The 17143-nt window shown below is 64.6% G+C and carries 20 protein-coding genes; 3 read left to right on the top strand and 17 right to left on the bottom strand.

All coding sequences use genetic code 11. From position 1 onward, the window contains the following. Positions 1-90: 90 nt before the first annotated feature. The 7 genes from AAFN55_RS13225 to AAFN55_RS13255 all read right to left on the bottom strand — a co-directional run bounded on the left by AAFN55_RS13225 (position 91) and on the right by AAFN55_RS13255 (position 6551). Positions 91-789 carry an ABC transporter ATP-binding protein gene (locus AAFN55_RS13225; protein WP_347799300.1) on the bottom strand — a complete coding sequence of 233 codons (699 nt, stop codon included), beginning with the start codon at positions 787-789 and terminating at the stop codon, positions 91-93. After that, positions 789-1535: an ABC transporter ATP-binding protein gene (locus tag AAFN55_RS13230; RefSeq protein ID WP_347799301.1), complete on the bottom strand. Its 747-nt coding sequence runs from the start codon at positions 1533-1535 to the stop codon at positions 789-791. The genes AAFN55_RS13225 and AAFN55_RS13230 overlap by 1 nt, the downstream gene beginning before the upstream one ends. After that, entirely contained in the window at positions 1532-2575 is a 1044-nt protein-coding gene (locus tag AAFN55_RS13235) for a branched-chain amino acid ABC transporter permease (protein WP_347799302.1), read from the bottom strand. Before AAFN55_RS13235 ends, AAFN55_RS13230 begins: the two co-directional genes overlap by 4 nt. Continuing rightward, the gene (locus AAFN55_RS13240; protein WP_347799303.1) at positions 2572-3432 is read right to left on the bottom strand and encodes a branched-chain amino acid ABC transporter permease; all 861 of its coding nucleotides are present in this window, start codon (positions 3430-3432) and stop codon (positions 2572-2574) included. Before AAFN55_RS13240 ends, AAFN55_RS13235 begins: the two co-directional genes overlap by 4 nt. Positions 3433-3485: 53 nt before the next feature. Beyond that, positions 3486-4664, bottom strand: coding sequence for an ABC transporter substrate-binding protein (locus AAFN55_RS13245; RefSeq protein ID WP_347799304.1), 1179 nt, complete (start codon positions 4662-4664; stop codon positions 3486-3488). Positions 4665-4993: 329 nt separating this feature from the next. Continuing rightward, positions 4994-5557 carry an NIPSNAP family protein gene (locus tag AAFN55_RS13250; protein WP_347799305.1) on the bottom strand — a complete coding sequence of 188 codons (564 nt, stop codon included), beginning with the start codon at positions 5555-5557 and terminating at the stop codon, positions 4994-4996. 94 nt (positions 5558-5651) lie between these two features. Beyond that, on the bottom strand, positions 5652-6551 hold the full coding sequence (locus AAFN55_RS13255) for a helix-turn-helix domain-containing protein (protein WP_347799306.1): 900 nt from the start codon (positions 6549-6551) through the stop codon (positions 5652-5654). Positions 6552-6678: 127 nt separating this feature from the next. Here AAFN55_RS13255 and AAFN55_RS13260 point away from each other — a divergent pair, with 127 nt between their 5' ends. The 3 genes from AAFN55_RS13260 to AAFN55_RS13270 are packed head-to-tail and all read left to right on the top strand — an operon-like array spanning position 6679 to position 9882. Continuing rightward, positions 6679-8370, top strand: a complete 1692-nt coding sequence (locus tag AAFN55_RS13260) for an FAD-dependent oxidoreductase (protein ID WP_347799307.1) — start codon at positions 6679-6681, stop codon at positions 8368-8370. After that, the gene (locus AAFN55_RS13265; RefSeq protein ID WP_347799308.1) at positions 8367-9146 is read left to right on the top strand and encodes an SDR family oxidoreductase; all 780 of its coding nucleotides are present in this window, start codon (positions 8367-8369) and stop codon (positions 9144-9146) included. Before AAFN55_RS13260 ends, AAFN55_RS13265 begins: the two co-directional genes overlap by 4 nt. Next, complete coding sequence (locus tag AAFN55_RS13270) at positions 9139-9882, top strand: SDR family oxidoreductase (RefSeq protein ID WP_347799309.1); 744 nt, start codon at positions 9139-9141, stop codon at positions 9880-9882. The genes AAFN55_RS13265 and AAFN55_RS13270 overlap by 8 nt, the downstream gene beginning before the upstream one ends. A 42-nt stretch (positions 9883-9924) precedes the next feature. On the opposite strand, the gene AAFN55_RS13275 is transcribed toward AAFN55_RS13270, so the two are convergent. The 10 genes from AAFN55_RS13275 to AAFN55_RS13320 all read right to left on the bottom strand — a co-directional run bounded on the left by AAFN55_RS13275 (position 9925) and on the right by AAFN55_RS13320 (position 17110). Further along, positions 9925-10386 (bottom strand): DUF1801 domain-containing protein, encoded by a 462-nt coding sequence (locus AAFN55_RS13275; protein WP_347799310.1) that lies wholly within the window; start codon positions 10384-10386, stop codon positions 9925-9927. Positions 10387-10396: 10 nt separating this feature from the next. Next, on the bottom strand, positions 10397-10621 hold the full coding sequence (locus AAFN55_RS13280; RefSeq protein ID WP_347799311.1) for a hypothetical protein: 225 nt from the start codon (positions 10619-10621) through the stop codon (positions 10397-10399). Positions 10622-10666: 45 nt separating this feature from the next. Continuing rightward, a complete protein-coding gene (locus AAFN55_RS13285; RefSeq protein ID WP_347799312.1) occupies positions 10667-11077 on the bottom strand; it encodes an SRPBCC domain-containing protein in 411 nt (136 codons plus the stop codon). Continuing rightward, positions 11074-11397: a metalloregulator ArsR/SmtB family transcription factor gene (locus AAFN55_RS13290; protein WP_347799313.1), complete on the bottom strand. Its 324-nt coding sequence runs from the start codon at positions 11395-11397 to the stop codon at positions 11074-11076. Before AAFN55_RS13290 ends, AAFN55_RS13285 begins: the two co-directional genes overlap by 4 nt. A 149-nt stretch (positions 11398-11546) precedes the next feature. Continuing rightward, on the bottom strand, positions 11547-12269 hold the full coding sequence (locus tag AAFN55_RS13295; RefSeq protein ID WP_347799314.1) for an ABC transporter ATP-binding protein: 723 nt from the start codon (positions 12267-12269) through the stop codon (positions 11547-11549). A 1-nt stretch (position 12270) separates the two neighbouring features. Beyond that, a complete protein-coding gene (locus AAFN55_RS13300) occupies positions 12271-13017 on the bottom strand; it encodes an ABC transporter ATP-binding protein (protein ID WP_347799315.1) in 747 nt (248 codons plus the stop codon). Continuing rightward, positions 13014-13988, bottom strand: coding sequence for a branched-chain amino acid ABC transporter permease (locus AAFN55_RS13305; protein ID WP_347799316.1), 975 nt, complete (start codon positions 13986-13988; stop codon positions 13014-13016). The genes AAFN55_RS13300 and AAFN55_RS13305 overlap by 4 nt, the downstream gene beginning before the upstream one ends. After that, complete coding sequence (locus tag AAFN55_RS13310; protein WP_347799317.1) at positions 13985-14863, bottom strand: branched-chain amino acid ABC transporter permease; 879 nt, start codon at positions 14861-14863, stop codon at positions 13985-13987. The genes AAFN55_RS13305 and AAFN55_RS13310 overlap by 4 nt, the downstream gene beginning before the upstream one ends. A gap of 93 nt (positions 14864-14956) precedes the next feature. Then, entirely contained in the window at positions 14957-16084 is a 1128-nt protein-coding gene (locus tag AAFN55_RS13315) for an ABC transporter substrate-binding protein (RefSeq protein ID WP_347799318.1), read from the bottom strand. A gap of 213 nt (positions 16085-16297) precedes the next feature. After that, entirely contained in the window at positions 16298-17110 is an 813-nt protein-coding gene (locus AAFN55_RS13320; protein ID WP_347799319.1) for a shikimate dehydrogenase, read from the bottom strand. Positions 17111-17143: the final 33 nt, after the last annotated feature.

Genomic DNA, 17143 nt, shown 5'->3' on the forward strand with positions numbered 1-17143 from the left:
TGAAACGAAGTATGGTCGCGATCCACGACGATTTCAACAGTCACTCCGAATATCGGAGCCAACTGTTGAAACTACATGAACGGTTTGCTGCTACACGCTCAGATGTGCGTCGAGCGTTTCCGGGGAGGCGAGGAGGGCGGCGGAGGTGTCGCGGTATGTCACGCCGCCGCGCTCCAGAACGATCACGTCGTCGGTGAGCGGAAGCACCTTGCGCGCCTTCTGCTCGACGATGATCGCCGACATGCCCTCGTCGGTGACGATGCGGCGAAGTGCGGCCAGCAATTCGTCCACGATGATGGGCGCCAGCCCTTCCAGCGGCTCGTCGAGAAGCAGGAGCTTGCCGTTGAGCATCAGCGCGCGGCCGACGGCCAGCATCTGCTGCTCGCCGCCCGAAAGCTGGTTTCCGAGATTTTTCCGGCGCTCCTTCAGGCGCGGAAACATGGCGTAGACGCGCTCCAGGTCCCATAGTCCCTTGCGGGCGCTGGCGCTCAAATTCTCGTCCACGGTGAGCGAACGGAAGATGTTGCGCTCCTGCGGCACCCAGCCGATGCCGAGCGGCGCGCGCCGTTCGGCGCGCAGACGGGTGATGTCGCGCCCGCCGAGATGGATCGAGCCGGAATGGTGCGTCGTCACGCCGACGATCGTGTCGAGCAGCGTCGTCTTGCCCGCGCCGTTGCGGCCGAGAAGCGCCAGCGACCGGCCTTCCTCGAGCGTCAGGTCGACCTTTGACAGGACGCGGGCGTCGCCATAGCCGGACACCAGCTTCTCGATGCGAAGAAGCTCCGCCATTACGCATCCTCCCCGAGATAGATCGCCTTGACCTGGCGGTCGCCGGAAATCTCGGCCACCGTTCCCTCAGCGAAGATCGCGCCCGCGGCGAGCACCGAGATGCGGTCTGCAAACGAGAAGACGAGGTCCATGTCGTGCTCGATGAGAACCACCGTGACGTCAGCGGGCAGCTCGCGCACGATCGACAGCACCTCATGGCGCTCTTCCTCCGGCACGCCGGCCGCCGGTTCGTCCAGCAGGAGCACCTTGGGACGGGTGGCGATCGCCAATGCGATTTCGAGCAGGCGCTGCTTGCCATAGGGCAGGAGCGTCGTGGCCGAACTCATGACGTCGGCCAAGCGGAAGCGCTCCAGAAGAGCGGCGGCCTGATCGATCACCTCGCTTTCGACCGCCAGAGGCCGCCAGCCGTAGCGGCCGTGGCCTTCGCGCTCGCTGATGGCCAGCATGACGGAGTCCAGCGGCGTGAGGTCGCCGAAGAGCTGGTTGATCTGGAAGGTTCGCGACAGGCCCTTGCGGACGCGCTGATGCGCCGACACGGCGCTGATGTCGTCCCCACCGAGCAGGATCTGGCCGCTATTGGGCGTCAGCACGCCGGTCAAAAGATTGATCAGCGTCGTCTTGCCGGCTCCGTTCGGTCCGATCAGCGCGTGCCGTGCGCCCGGACGGATTTGCAGGGAGACGTCGTTGGTGGCGACGAAGCTGCCGAAGGACTTCGACAGGTTGCGGGTTTCAAGCGCGGGGGTCATTTGGCCTCCTTCGACGCAGCCAGCGCCGCCGCGCGCGCCTTGGCCTCGCGATAGCCTGCCGAGCCGGGGATCAGCGTTTGCCAGCGGGTGACGCGTTCGCGTCCGACCATCACGATGATGATCAGGATCAGGCCGATCCAGAACATCCAGTATTGCGGCGTGATGACGGAGAGCATGTCGCGCAGGATCGTGAAGACGACCGCGCCGAAGATGCCGCCATAGAGATAGCCGACACCGCCGATGACGAGCACCAGAAGCACGTCTGCCGAGCGGTGGAAGGCGAGCACGTCCGGCGAGACGAAGCTCGTCGTCTGCGTGAGCAGCGCGCCTGCCATGCCGGCGAACACAGCGGCGATGGAATAGATGACGACGATGCGGCGCCTGGGCGAGATGCCGAGCATCGCCGCGCGCGTCGGGTTGCGCTTGATCGCCTTCAGCGACAGGCCGTAGGGCGAGTGGACGATGCGCCGCGAGACGTAGACAACCGCCATCAGCACGACCAGCGAATAGATGTAGCCTGTGCGGCCCCACAGGTCGAATTCGAACAGGCCCAGGATCGGTCCCGGCATCACGCCGCTCAGGCCGTCCGCTCCGCCCGTCAGCCAGCCCGTCTGGTTGGCGAGCTCGGCCAGCAGCATGGCCACGCCGAAGGTCGTCATCAGGCGCGTCAGATCCGATCCGCGCAGGACGAGGAAGCTGGTGGCAAAGCCGAACACGCCGCTGACCGCGCCCGCGACCAGGAGGCCCGTCACCGGCTCGGCGATGTAGTGCTTGGCGAACAGGCCGGCCGTGTATGCACCCAGCCCGAAGAAGGCCGTGTGCCCGAGCGACACGATCCCGGCGTAACCGAGGATCAGGTCGAGCGAGACGGCGAACAGCGCCAGGATCGCGATCTCGGTCAGGATCAGCATATGCGACGGCATGACGAAGATCATCGCGACCGCGACGACCCAGAGCGCGATCTCCCAATACTGCCAGCGGCCGGCGCGGCGCAGCAGATAGGCGGCCTGTTCGGCGGGGCTGCGGTTGTCTTCGCTCATCGTCCGCCCTCCCGCGAGAACAGCCCGTGCGGGCGCAGGATCAGCACCAGGATCATGAGGGCATAGATGATGAAGGCTCCAAGCTGCGGCACGTAGTATTTGCCTGCGACGTCGGCGATGCCGAGCAGAAGTGCGGCGATGAACGGCCCGGTGATCGACGACGTGCCGCCGACGGTGACGACAATCATGAAGTAGATCAGGAATTTGAGCGGGAAGTTCGGGTCGAGGCCCAGGAGGTCCGCGCCGAGCGCACCGCCCAGCCCGCCAAGGCCGGACCCCAGCGCGAAGGTGACGACGAAGATGGTCGAGACGTTGATGCCGAGCCCGCGCGCCACGCGGCCGTCATCGACAGCTGCGCGAAGCTGGCTGCCGAAGCGCGTGCGCGTCAGGGCCAGTTGCAGCGCGATCGCCAGAACGGCGCAGATCATGATGATGAACAGGCGGTAACGGCCGATGCCGACGCCGAAGAAATCGAAGCGGCCGCGCAATTCCGGCGGCAGGTTGATGAGCTGCTGCTGGCCGCCCATGAAATAGTCGATGGCCGCGATCGACATGAAGACGAGACCGATCGAGAACAGCACCTGGTCGAGATGCGACGCGCGGTAGAGATGGCGGTAGAGCGTCCGTTCCAGCACCGCGCCGATGAGCGCCGTAGCCAGGAAGGCGGCCGGCAGGCACCAGTAGAAGGAGATGCCGTAGCGGTTCATCATCACCACGGTGATGTAGCCGCCGGCCATCGCGAAGGCGCCATGCGCCAGGTTCACGAAGTTCATCAGGCCGAGCGTGATCGACAGCCCGCAGGCAAGGACGAACAGCAGCATGCCGTAGGCGATGCCGTCGAACAGAATTGTCAGCATGGACACTCACTTCATGCCCGGCGGGTGGTCCCGCCGGGCGATTGACGAAGAGCTCAGTTCGACGCGGCGAACGGATCGTGGATCTTCTCGTATTTGGTGAACTCGACATTGTAGAGCTCGCCGTCGACTTCCTTGACCTCGCGGATGTAGATGTCCTGCACGATGTCGCGGGTCTGCGCATCGATCGAGATCGGGCCGCGCGGGCTGGTCCACTCCATGCCCTTCATGGCTTCGACGAGTGCGGTGCCGTCGGTTTCGCCGCTGGTCTTTTCCAGCGCCGCGTAGGCAAGGTGCATCGCGTCGTAGCCGCCGACCGACATGAAGTTCGGGCGCATGTTGTTGTTCGACTTGCGCACCTCTTCCACATAGGCCTTGTTCTCGGGGCTGTCGTGGTTGGCCGAATAGAAGTGGCCGGTGATCACGCCCACCGACGGCTCGCCGATCTGGTTGAGCAGGTCGTCATCGGTCACGTCGCCGGTGGCGATCAGCTTGATGCCGGCGTCCGCAAGGCCGCGGTCGGCGAACTGCTTCATGAACAGGGAGCCCACGCCCGACGGCACGAACACGAAGATCGCATCCGGCTTGGCGTCGAGGACGCGCTGCAGGAAGGGCGCGAAGTCCGGGTTCTGAAGCGGCACGCGCACGGCCTCGACGATCTCGCCGCCTTCCTCGAGGAATTGGTCGGTGAAACCCTTCTCGATGTCATGGCCCGGGCCGTAGTCGGTCACCAGCGTCACGACGCGCTTCAGGTCGTTCTCGACCGCCCAGGTCGCGACGGGAACCGCCGACTGCGGGCCGGCCATCGAGGTGCGGACGAAATATTCCGACTGGGCCATGATGGCCGATGTCGTCGCCGAGGTGATGATGGCGGGAACCTTGGCTTGGTTGAGGACCGGGGCGACCGACATCGCAAGCGGCGTCAGGCCGAAGCCCATCAGCATCGACACGCCGTCGTTGACGACGAGTTCCTGCGCGATGCGGCGGGTCTGGTCGGCGGTGCCGGCGTCGTCGCGCAGCACGACTTCGATCGTCTTGCCGGCGACTTCGTTGCCATTGAGCGCCATGTATGCACGCACGCCCGCCTCGACCTGACGGCCGGTGGATGCGAAGGGGCCGGTCATGGGCAGAATGAGCCCGACCTTGACCACGTCCTGAGCCTGGGCGATGCCCGGCAATCCGGTCATAGCCGCCAGTGCGACAGTTGCCGCGACGAACACTCTTCTCGTAATCATGTATACTCCTCCCGTTGATGGTGCCTGATCTGTTCTGCGGAGAAACGGACCGGGTTTGGCGTTTTCATCGGCATTCCGACAAAACGCTCCTCCTCCCAGAAACGCTCAACTCGCGTCATGTATACATGAATGGGTGCCGCACACAAGCTGTGCGACCACATCCAGTTGCCTCTCGATGCGCGATCGAGAGGCGGCGGTTGGTGTTCCCAGGCATCGCCGAACATATGGCGCGAGACCTTTCGGCGCGCACTGTATGTCATCCAGCTCGCGGCCGCATCAATCCCGAACGGTGTGGGATCAACAGGTCAGGAATCTGCCGGTGATATCGTCTAAAGCGGCGAGAAGGCAAGCGGGCGTAATACGATGTGATGCGCGCCGGCGATCCGTGTGGCAGGGGCCGGATCGGCTGCACGCGGCAGGAGGGTGAAGGAGCTGGTGGAATCGCCCGACACCGGCTCCCACTCGGCCACCGCATCGGGTCGGGTCGCACCCTTCACAAGTGCTGCGCATTGCGCGGCATAGAGCGGCGCGCCCGCGATACGGGCCGGATGAGCTTGCCGCCGCCGGTTCAACGCCGCGTCGAATGCCGGCGATGAGCGGCGCAGCGTGAGGAAGCAATTGTCCTGTTCCTCGACCAGCGCGAACGCCTTGGGTATGAAGCCTGCGGTCCATTCATGTTCCTGCGCCAGCGCGGCGCGGGCCGTCTCGCGCTCGGCCCAGTCCGCGTAGCTCCACAGATGGTGGATGGTGTTGAGGGTGCCGGTCTCGGCGAGCCAGTATCCCATGAGTGGCAGATGCCGCGTCACGAGCGGGAGCCCATGGTCGGCGAGCAGCCCCAGATAGTCGTGTCCCGCGCCCGGTTTGAGGCGATAGCTGCGCCATTCGTGAATCATGGACCTCTCCCTTGCGTGCAACCTGCCGAACGACGGACGGTTTGGAAATGGATCGTGCGGGGCAATGATTGGACGATCCCCGTATCGCGATCGCTCACTGCCGGGATCGATGCAACTGCCTGCGGAAAGCGCCCGGCGACATGCCGACGCGCTGCGTGAAGAAGCGGTTGAAATAGGCCGGGTCTTCGAACCCCGTCAGATGCGCGACCTGCGCCACGCTGCTTTCGCTGTAGACGAGGTAGCGCTTGGCCTCGATCAGGATGCGTTCGTGGAGAAGGTCGGACGCGGTCTTGTCCGCCCGCGCGTTGCAGGCCGCATTCAGCCGGGCGCGCGTCACGGCCAGCGCATCGGCGTAGAAGCCGAGATTGCGCTGCTCGCGGAAATGGGTTTCCAAGAGCGCCCGGTAGCGCACCAGCAGGTCGTAGTCGCGGCTGGGGGCCGCGCTGCCGGGATCGTCGCGCGTGATGCTGAGGCGAAGGATCGTCACGAGGATGCGCATATACTGCGCAATGATCACCGTGCGGCGGCCCGGCGCGGACCAGATGAATTCGCGGTGGAGCCATGTGAAGGTGTCGTCTACGGCGGGGATGTTCAACCCCGTGCCTTCGAGGGGATAGACCGCGGGCCGCGCGGCGGCGGCCTCGAAGCGCGGCTCCCCCACCGATGTGGAGCGCAGGCAGCCCAGCGAGGCCGTGACCACGAAACCGTCGGTGCCGGCATGAAAGTCGATCTGGTGGACGATGCCGGCCGGGATGACCATCACGGCGGGCGGATGAATATCGAGCGTCTGGTCTTCCATCCGGATGGTCCCGCCGCCGTCGCGGATGAACAGCACCTGCATGTGATCCGGGTGCGAATGCGGACGAATTCTCCAATCGTGCGGGCCGCTGCGTTCGCGGATCGCCTCGATATGAAGGAAGTCGAGTTCGACGTCCGCGCTTTGATCTCCGTAGAGAAAATAGTGAGGAATGCGCCCTTCCGCCGCTGCTGCCATGCTCGACCCTCCTTCTCCTCCGACCCGGCCCATTGCGAATTGTGCAAGAATTGCGCGAGAGCGTCCATTGGTTCTCTCACCCTGCGCCGTTAGCACCGGACCATGTGCCGTGTCAGGGAGGAACCGCATGGACGAACGCCAATGTGACGTCGTGGTGATCGGCTCGGGAGCGGGCGGGCTGGCGACCGCCATCACGGCGCGGAAGCACGGCCTGTCGGTCACCGTCATCGAGAAAGAGCCGGTCTATGGCGGCACCACCGCCTTTTCCGGCGGCGTGCTCTGGGTGCCCGGCAACCGCCACGGCAAGGCCAACAACCCATCGGACGATCGCGCGGCAGTCCGCATTTATCTTCAGGCCGAGACGGGGAACTGGTTCCAGCCGGCAGCGGTGGACGCCTATCTCGATTCCGGGCCGGCCATGCTGGACTGGTTCGAGCGCGAGACGGAGGTGAAATTCGTGCCGACGCTCTACCCGGACTACCACCCGGATCGTGAGGGCGGGGTGGATGTCGGCCGTTCGGTCCTGGCCGCGCCGTACGACACGAGCGCGCTGGGCAACGATCTGAAGCGGCTGCGCCCGCCTTTGTCGTCGATCACCTTCATGGGCATGATGTTCAATTCGTCGAATGCCGACATCAAGCACTTCTTCAACGCCACCAAATCCGCCACGTCGTTTCTGTACGTGCTCAAGCGGCTGGTCGCGCATGCCGGGGAGGTGGTCCGGCACGGTCGCGGCGTTCAGGTGACCAGCGGCAACGCGCTGGTGGGGCGCCTCGCGAAGAGCTGTTTCGACCTCGGTATCGAGATCCGCACGGACACGCCGGCCTCGCGCTTGATCAGCGACGGCGGCAGCATTGTCGGCGTGGAAACCGGCGGGGCGACGCCGGAGCGGATCATGGCCGCGAAGGGCGTCGTGCTGGCTTGTGGCGGTTACGCCCAGGACCTTGCGCGGCGCGCGGAGATCTATGCGCATCTGAGGGCAGGGGGCGAGCATCACTCGCCCGTGCCGGAGAGCAATACGGGCGACGGGATTCGCCTCGGCGTCGATGCGGGCGGTGCCTTCGACGCCGAATATCCGCAGCCTGCGGCGTGGATGCCGGTCAGCCGCGTGCCGGGCAAGGGCGTGTTTCCGCATCTTCTCGATCGCTACAAGCCCGGCATGATCGCGGTCCTGCCCAACGGAAGCCGCTTCACCAACGAGAGCGACAGCTATCACGACGTCGGAGCCGCGATGGTTGCCGCCGGCACGGACGAGGCCTGGCTGATCTGCGATCGCAAGGCGATCCGCAAATACGGACTTGGCCATGCCAAGCCTTCGCCGATGCCCGTATGGCTGTGGACCCGAACCGGCTATCTGAAGACCGGCCGCACGCTTGCCGAACTCGCCCGGGCCTGCGGTATCGACGCAAAGGCGCTGGAGGCCACCGTCGCGGAGTATAATGAGGGCGCGCGCCATGGCCATGACGAGCAGTTCCACCGTGGCGAGACGTCGTTCAATCGCTATCTCGCCGATCCCGAGCACCGGCCGAATCCCACTGTTGCGCCGGTCGAGACGGGGCCATTCTACGCGGTCCGGCTGGAAATGGGTGATCTCGGCACGTTCGACGGGCTGAAGACGACCGTGCCGGGCGAAGTCCTCGATCGAAAAGGCGCGGTCATCCCCGGCCTGTTCGCCGTCGGCAACGACCGCGCCTCGATCATGGGCGGCAACTATCCCGGCGCCGGCATCACGCTTGGCCCGGCCATGACCTTCGGCTGGATCACCGGCCGCTATCTCGCCGGGATCGCGCCCGGTACCGATGAGGAGCACGCCGCATGAGCTGGCTTGGACTGCAAGGCCGGACCGCCGTCGTTACCGGAGCCGGCGGCGGCATAGGGCAGGCGATCTGCGCGGCCCTGGCTACCGAAGGGGTTCGGGTGATCCTGCTCGACCGCGACACGGACCGCGCCGAAGAACAGGCCGCCAGGCTGGGCGGCGGCGCGCTGGCGCTGCGGTGCGATCTGGCGAAACCCGACGAGGTGACGGAAGCCGCGGCGCAGGTCGATGCCGAGGGCGGGGCCGACATCCTCGTGAACTCCGCTGCAATCCTGCGACCCGGGACGCTGGACACTCTCTCCGAAGCGGACTGGTCGGCCATGCTTGCGGTGAACCTGACGGGCTATCTGACGGCCTCGCAGGCGTTTGGCCGCGGCATGCTGGCGCGCGGTCGGGGCGCGCTGGTGCATATCGCCTCTATATCCGGCTCGCAGCCGCAACCTGCCAGCGGCGCCTATTCCGCATCGAAAGCGGCGACGCTCATGTTGTCGCGGCAGCTCGCCTTCGAATGGGGTCCGCGTGGCGTGCGGTCGAACTGCGTCAGTCCCGGTCTGGTGATGACCCCGATGTCCGCCGGTTTCTATGCCGATCCCGAGGTGCGGGCGAAGCGCGAAGCGATGGTGCCGCTGCGCCGCATCGCGACGCCGGACGACATGGCGGATGTCGCGCTTTATCTGGCGTCGGATCGCGCGGCCTATGTGACGGGGCAGGACATCGTGGTGGATGGCGGGCTCTCGCAAGGGCTGATGGGGCTGGTGCCGAGGCCCGGCTATGCGTGACGCGCTGGTTACGGGCGGCGCGGACGGCATCGGCCTCGCCATCGCCACGGCGCTTGCCGGCGCGGGGTATCGGGTGACGATCGCCGATCTCGATGGCGACAAGGCCATCGCGCGGGCGTCGGAGCTGGGCGACGCGCATCGCGGCATCGCCTGCGACGTGACCGACGAGGCGATGGTCATCGCCGCTGCCGCATCGGCCCCGTTCGACGTTCTGGTCAACAATGCCGGTATCGGCGACAGCCATTTGCCGACGCTGGAGCAGGAGCTCGGCGCGTTCCGCCGCGTTCTGGACGTCCACCTCGCGGGCACGTTCACGATGTCGCGGGAGGTGGGGCGGGGCATGGTCGCGCGCGGACGCGGGGCCATCGTCAACCTGTCCTCCATCGCGGGGCTGACGGGCCTGCCCAAGCGCAACGCCTACGGCGCGGCCAAGGCCGGCATCGTGGCGATGACCCGCTCCATGGCGTGCGAATGGGCCGGGCGGGGCGTGCGGGTGAATGCCGTCGCGCCGGCTTTCGTGGAAACGGCGCTGGTCAGGCAACTCGCCGATGCCGGACGGATCGACCTGCCGACGCTGCGCCGCCGCACGCCGATCGGGCGGTTGATCGCTGCCGAAGAAGTGGCGTCAGCGGTTGCCTTCCTGGCGTCGGACGCCGCGACCGGCATCACCGGCGCGGTGCTGCCCGTCGATGGCGGCTGGACTGCGTTCGGCGATTTCGGGGATGCGTCGGGCTAGCTCCGCCGTATTCTCCGCTATCACCTGTAACTCATTGGCATATCACATTTTCTCGCCGGGAAGCTTGCTGGCCTGCTCGACCCAGGCGGCGAACTGAGCCTCGTCCAGTTCGCCCTCATGGATGTCGAGGTAGCGAACGTCTTTCTGCTTGGATGCTCCCGGCGGCACGGGATCCAGCGACGCGCCCTGGAAGAACGCGACCTTGATGTACTTGGTGAAGCAGTGAAGGCTGAGGAACCAGCCATGGTCCGCATCGCCTGCACCATAAAAGGGCGAATTCCACTTCACCGCCTTGCGTACGCCGGGAAGCGTCCGTTCGATGACCGCATCGATGCGGCGCCCGACGTCGCTCTTCCAGCCCGGCATGGCGGCGATGTAGGCCTGCACCGGCTCATCGCCATACCCTTTGGGAATTTGCGGATTGCCGCCCGAGAGAAGCACGACCTCGCCGGGCGTATTGGCCTTCTTCGTGGAATTCGCCGGTTTCCGTGACGCTCCGGGCATCTCGCGACTCCTATCTTGCCACGCGTTGTCCGCTGCCCCATTTGGCGGCATAGGGCAGCACGAACAGATAGAGGCCGCTAGCCAGGAGGAGGAAGAGCGGAGCGAGCGGCAGGAAATACACCCACTCCGCCGGTTCGGTGCCGACGCCCAGGGCGACGAAGATGGCCGTGACGATCGCCGTGAAGATGATCGACACCCAGCGATGGATTTTTCTGATCCAGTAATTCCAGTTCAATGGGACCTCCTCTGAAGACATGCTGCGGATCGGGCGACGCATACGTCAGTCCATCCGCGTGACGACCTCTTCCAGATTGGTAAGGAAATTCTTCCAACCCGCTGTTGCGCCACGGTAATAAGGCTGTTGATCCGGCCTGAAACCCGTCTGCTCCATACGCAGAACAGTCCCCGTTCCGGTCGGAGTGAGCGTCCAGGTGACGACGCTTTCGAGATCCTTGGTGTTCCAGCTATAGGCGAGCGTCTTGTTCGGCTCCACGGTGCGGATTTCACAGTCGACGAAACCCCATTGCGCGCTGAGATTGAACTGGTGTCCCATTTCCGGCTTGAAGGTGTTCTTCATCAGCCACTCCTCGATCAGATGCGGTTGCGTGAGCGCACGCCATATCTTTTCCGGCGGATGAGCGATCTCGCGCTCGACCACGACAGAGAGCGTTTCGGTCGACATTTCAGTCATTGATCCATCCTGTTCAGCAGGTCTTCGAGGTCGTCGAAACGGTTTTGCCAAAACCCCGACATCTGGTTCGTCCAGTCGACCAGCGGAGCCAGCGCGCCGATCTGCGCGCTGTAATGCGTCTGGCGGCCTTGCGGGCGATCACGCACCAGCCCGGCCTGCTTCAGGACGCCGAGGTGCTTGGAGACGGCCGGTTGCGAAATGCCGGCTTCAGCCGTCAAAGCGCCGACCGTCTGCTCTCCGGTGCGGCACAGCCGCTCGAAAATGGCCCGCCGCGTCGGATCGGCGAGCGTTTTGAAAAGCATATCGTGAGCATGAAGCATCGGACACATAACTCATTGGCTATTGATTAGATCAATAACCGCCGAGCTATATGTGAGTCAAGAATGAAAGGAAGGGCGCGCTGGCCAATGGCGTCGGAAGACACCGGCTTTGGCCCGGCGGCGATGCCGGGCCTCTCGGTTCGGGCTCGTCAGGCGGCGTCTTCGATGTGGCCGCCGAGGAACAACTGGCCGACGCGGGGGTCCGCGAGCAGCTTGTCGGCGCGATCATGCATCCGCATCTGGCCCAGTTCCAGCACCAGCCCGAAATCGGACATGGCGAGAGCCGCCTTGGCGTTCTGCTCCACCATCAGGATCGTGACGCCCTGGTCGCGCAGGCGGATCAGCGTCTGGAACACCTCCTGGACGAGGTTCGGCGACAGGCCGATGGAGGGCTCGTCGATCAGCATCAGCTTGGGATCGAGCAGCAGCGCGCGCGCGATTTCGAGCTGCTTCTGCTGGCCGCCCGAAAGCTCGACGGCCTTCTGGTCCTTGCGTTCGCGCAGCATCGGGAACTGGTCCATGACCTCGTCGATGCGCCGCCGCACCTTGGCCTGATCCCTCGACGTGATGCCGCCCAGTTCGAGATTGTGGAACACGGAAAGCTGCGGCACGACGTTGCGGCCCTGCGGCACATAGGTGACGCCGCGCGCGATCATCTGGGCCGGGCTTTTGTGCGTGACGTCTTCGCCCTCCAGCACGATTTGCCCGGAATGGATGTTCAGGAGGCCGAAGACCGCCTTGAACACCGTCGATTTGCCGGCGCCGTTCGGCCCGATCATCGTCGTGATCGAGGCCTTGGGGATTTCGAAGCTGGTGCCGTTCAGAATGGTGATACGGCCGTAACCGCCTGTGATGTTCTTGAGTTCCAGCATGTCAGCCTCCCAGATAGGCGTCGATGACCATCTGGTTCGACCGGATCTCCTCCGGCGTCCCTTCGGCAATCAACTCGCCTTGCGCCAGCACGATGATACGCGTGCACAGCGACATCACGAACTCCATATTGTGCTCGATGACCACGAACGTCGTTCCGTGTTCACGGTTGTAGGTCATCAGCCGGTCCTTCAGATGCGTGAGCATGGTCAGGTTGACGCCGCCGGCCGGCTCGTCCAGCAGCACGATGCCGGGACCCGCCATGAACGCCATCGCCGCATCGACCAGCTTCTGCTGGCCGTAGGAGAGCGAACCCGCCTCCGTGTCGCGGTAGGGCGTCAGGCGGAAGAACTCGATCAACTGTTCCGCCTTGCCGGTCAGCCCGGCGTCCGACTTTCCGAACAGGCGCGAGAGCATCGAGCCCTCGTGCTCCTGTCCGGCGATGAGGACGTTGTCGAGCACGGTCATCTTCGGAAAGACGGAGAGCTGCTGGAAGGTACGGCCGACGCCCATCAGCGACAGGTCGGCCGGGCGAACGCCGTCCGTCGGCTTGCCGTTGATCTCGCAGTGGCCCTCGGTCGGCTTGAGCTGGCCGAGGATGCAGTTGAAGAGCGTCGACTTGCCCGATCCGTTCGGCCCGATGAGGCCGAGGATTTCGCCTTTCTTCACGTCGAAGCTGACATTGTTCACGGCGCGGATGCCGCCGAACTGCCGCGACATGTTGCGTACGGAAAGAATGGTCTCCGTCACAGTTGAGCTCCTTGCTGGATGTCGCGGCGCGCTTCCTGCTTCGGCTTCATCTTGTCGTAGAGCTTGTAGCCGAGCCCGATCAGACCGCCGGGCGAGAAGACCATCAGAATGATGACCAGGAGCGCGTAGATGATGAGATAGTACCCCTCGGTGAAGCGCAGCATCTCGGGCAGCACGATCACGACCGCCGCGCCGAGCATCGGGCCGAAGAAGTAGCCCGAGCCGCCGACCACCACCATCAGGAGCAGTTTCAGGGACAGGAGCAACGCGAAGCTGTGCGGTTCGATGAACTGCACGAGCGGTGTCTGCATCGCTCCCGCGAAGCCGCCGAAGGCCGAGCCGATGGCGAAGGCCAGCAGCGTCTGGCGGCGGATTTTCAGGCCGAGGCTTTCGGCGCGGATCGGATTCTCGCGCAGTGCCTTGAAGGCGCGGCCCCAGGGCGACCGCAATATCCACCACATGACGCCCGCCGCGAGCAGGAAGCAGACCAGCGTGAAATAGTAGAATTCGAGGTTCTTGCCGGTTGAGATGCCGAAGAATGTAGGCCGCGGCATTCCGACGAGGCCGAACGAGCCGCCGGTCAACCACTCCTCGTTTCGCAGCACGAGGAAGACCAGCGTGTTAAACGCCAGTGTCACGAAGGCGAGGAAGTGGTGCTGCACGCGCAGCGCCGGATAGCCGAGCAGCAGGCCGATCGCGAAGCAGCTCGAAATCGACAGGAGCGCCGCGAAGACCCAGTGGATACCCGCCAGCGTCAGCAGAGCGGTGATGTAGGCGCCGATGCCCATGAAGGCGGCCTGCGCCAACGACACCTGGCCGGCATAGCCCACGGTCAGGTTCAGGCCCATCGCCGCGATGGAGAACAGGAGCCACGAGCTCAGCGTGTAGATGATGTAGTTGCCCTGTCCGATCGGCGCGAGGATCAGCGCGACGAAGCCGATGGCCAGCAACAGGAGCTTGAAGAGGTTCATACCGTTCGGCCCTCCGACTTTCCGAGCAGGCCCTGCGGCCGCACCAGAATGATGATGATGAGCAGGATGAGGGGCATGGCGGAGCGATATTGCGCCGAGATGTAGACGGCCGACAGATTGTCGATCACACCGATCAGAAGCCCGCCCACGAGGGCGCCGCGGATCTGGTTGAAGCCGCCCACGATGGCCGCGATGAAGGCCACGAGGCCGAGCGTCTCGCCGTTGGAGAACTTCGCGAGATAGATCGGCGAGATCAGCACGGAGGCGACCGTCGCCAGCGCCGCGTTGATCAGGAAGGTGTACATCACCATCCGCTTCACGTTCACGCCGAGGATTTCCGCCACGTTGGGGTTCTGCGCCGTCGCCTGCATGCAGCGGCCGGTGCGGGTGCGGTTCAGGAAGAGCTGGAGGCCGCCGATGGCGAGCATCGAGACGACGAGGTTGCCGATGTCCTGCAGCGAGACGCTGGCGCCGGCGATGTTGTAGACCGTTTGCGGGAAGATCGCGGGGAAGGGCTGGGCGGTCGCGCCGTAAAACTCCTTCACGCTCTCCTTCATCAGGATGCCGAGGGCGATCGTGGCGATGACCAGCGGCAACGTGCCGTGCGGCAGCATCGGCTCGACGATCAGCTTCTTGAACATCAGGCCGAGAATGAGGAGCGACACGATGAGCGCGAGGAGGATCGACGGCCACATCGGGAGGCCGAGCACGGTCATGCCGACGAGGACGAAGAACGCCGGCAGCATGACGAACTCGCCCTGCGCGAAATTGATCGTCTGGGACGCCTGCCAGAGCAGCGTGAAGCCGACCGCGGCGAGGGCGTAGATCGAGCCGGCGGCTAGGCCGGAAAAGATAAGCTGGATAAGCTCGGCCATGGTGTCCTCACAGGGCAGGTGGTCGGCTGCTGGATAAGTATGGAAAACGGACCGGCGTCACGAGGCCGCCGGTCCTTGCAGGAGCGTTGACGCTCAGTTCGGCGGCAGGATCGACTTGACGACCTGCTTGCCGTTTTCGACCTCGACGAAGAAGCTCTCGCGAGCCATCTCGCCGGTCTCGTCCCAGCTCACATCCATCAGGATGCCGGGATGGTCCGCGGCGGTCAGGGTCAGGCCGTGCATGGCTTCGGCGATCGCTTCGCTGTCCGCGCTGCCGACCTTCTCGGTGACGTACTTGATCACCCAGGCCGCGATGTAGCCCTTGATGGCGTTGTGGTCGGGCGTGTACTTGAACTGCGTCTTGAAGCGCTCGACCATCTCGGTCATTTCGGGAATGTTCGCGTCGGGCGTGAGGCCGACATGGCCCATGGCGCCGTTTGCCGCATCGCCCGCGAGTTCGATCACCTTGTGGCCGATCAGCGTGGTTTCGCCCACCAGCGGAATGTTCACGCTCTGCTTCTGGGCTTCACGCAGAAAGCGCGCGCTTTCCTCTTCGGTGAGGTAGATGAAGGCGGCGTCCGCGCCGCTGTTCTTCAGGCGAAGCACGTCGGCCGAGAAATCGGTCTGGGCCTGCTCGGTCGGCAGGTCCGCGACGACCTCGAGCTCGTAGTTCTTCACTTCGTTCTGGAAGGCGCTGTAGCCGCCCTTGCCGAACTCTGTGTTGGCCCACACGACCGCGACTTTCTTCACGCCCATGTCTTCGACCATGTACTTGGTCATCTTGGGAACGCCCTTCTGCGAACCGAAGGCGGTGCGGAAGATGTAGGGGTTGCCCATGTTTGTGATCGAGGGGGCTTCCGAGCCGGTGAGCTGCGGGATACCTGCCTGCTGGGCGACCAGCATGTTCACGACGGTCGAGGACGAGAAGACGGTGCCGGCGATGAAGTAGATGCCGTCGTCGATGGCCTTCTGGACCATCGCGCGGCTGACCTGGGGATCGGTCTGGCTGTCATATTCCAGAAGCTGGACCTGTTCGCCCAGGACGCCGCCATCGGCGTTGATTTCCTCGAAGCCCATCTTCACGCCATCGCGGAAGTTGGTGCCGGCAGCCGCGCCAGGTCCCGAAAGCTCGATGATCGCGCCGACCTTCAGGTCTGCAAGCGCGGGCATTGCCGACAGGGTGAAGGCGATCGCCGCCGTGCCCAATAGTTTCCGAAGCATTGTAGTCCTCCCTATAAACACGGATTGAACGTGGTCACCTCTGCGGCCATCCGGATGCCGCAGAGAGCGAATGCTGTGCCGGGACGCTGTCCGACTGGCTTGATGGCGTTGGGTGGGCGCGATCGGCCACTCCCACGGCCGATCTGTCCAGCCTGCACGAATTCCTTCTTTATGACGAGTGCCGATTTGCCGGTTCGCGTAACCTGATGTTAATCAGGTCTCGACCGCTCTTTCTCCCATCAGCAGCTCTGCCAGCAACACCGCCTGCCCGTTGAACATGCCCGATCCGGGCATCGTCGCGCAGCCGGCCGCGCGGGCCGCTTCGATCAATTTCGGTATAGCCGGCCGGGTGACGACGTCGGCCACGAACTGTTCCGCCGTCAGCAGGGCGGTGTCGACAGGCAACGGGTCACCGTCGCGCATGCCGAGCGGAGTTGCGTTCGCGACGAGGGCGAAGCCGCGCGGGTCCGTGCTGCCGGAACGGACGCGACCGGGGAACGCGATGCTCAACCGCTCGATCAGCGCATCGCGACGCGCGGTGTCGATGTCGTGCAATGCCAGTTCGGATGCGCCACGGGCAAGCATCTCGTAGGCGATGGCTGATCCCGCGCCGCCGGTGCCGACCAGCAAGGCGGACTTGCCGGCAATGTCGAAACCCTCGGCGGCGATCCCGTCCAGATAGCCCTGGCCGTCTGTGGCGTCTCCCAGCCAGCCGTCACCGCTTCGGATCATGATGTTGACCGCGCCGGCCGCGCGTCCGCGCGCCGTGACATGGGCGCAGAACTCCAGGCAGCGCGCCTTGTGCGGCACCGTGATCACGATGCCGTCGCAGTTCTGCATCGCATGTGCCTGCGCCAGCCATCCGGCAAGGTCTTCGGGCAGGATATGCAGCGGCACGACCATTCCGTTGTAGCCGCGATCGGCCATGATCTGGCTCAGCGAGTTCGGCGACTTCACCTGCCCGATCGGATGCCCGATGATCGGAAAGATCTTCGTCTCTCCGTCGATCTTCAGCGGTGCTGTCATCCCATCCTCCCGATGCATATCCACCCATGGGCG

The organism is Mesorhizobium sp. CAU 1732, assembly GCF_039888675.1.
Taxonomy (GTDB): domain Bacteria; phylum Pseudomonadota; class Alphaproteobacteria; order Rhizobiales; family Rhizobiaceae; genus Aerobium.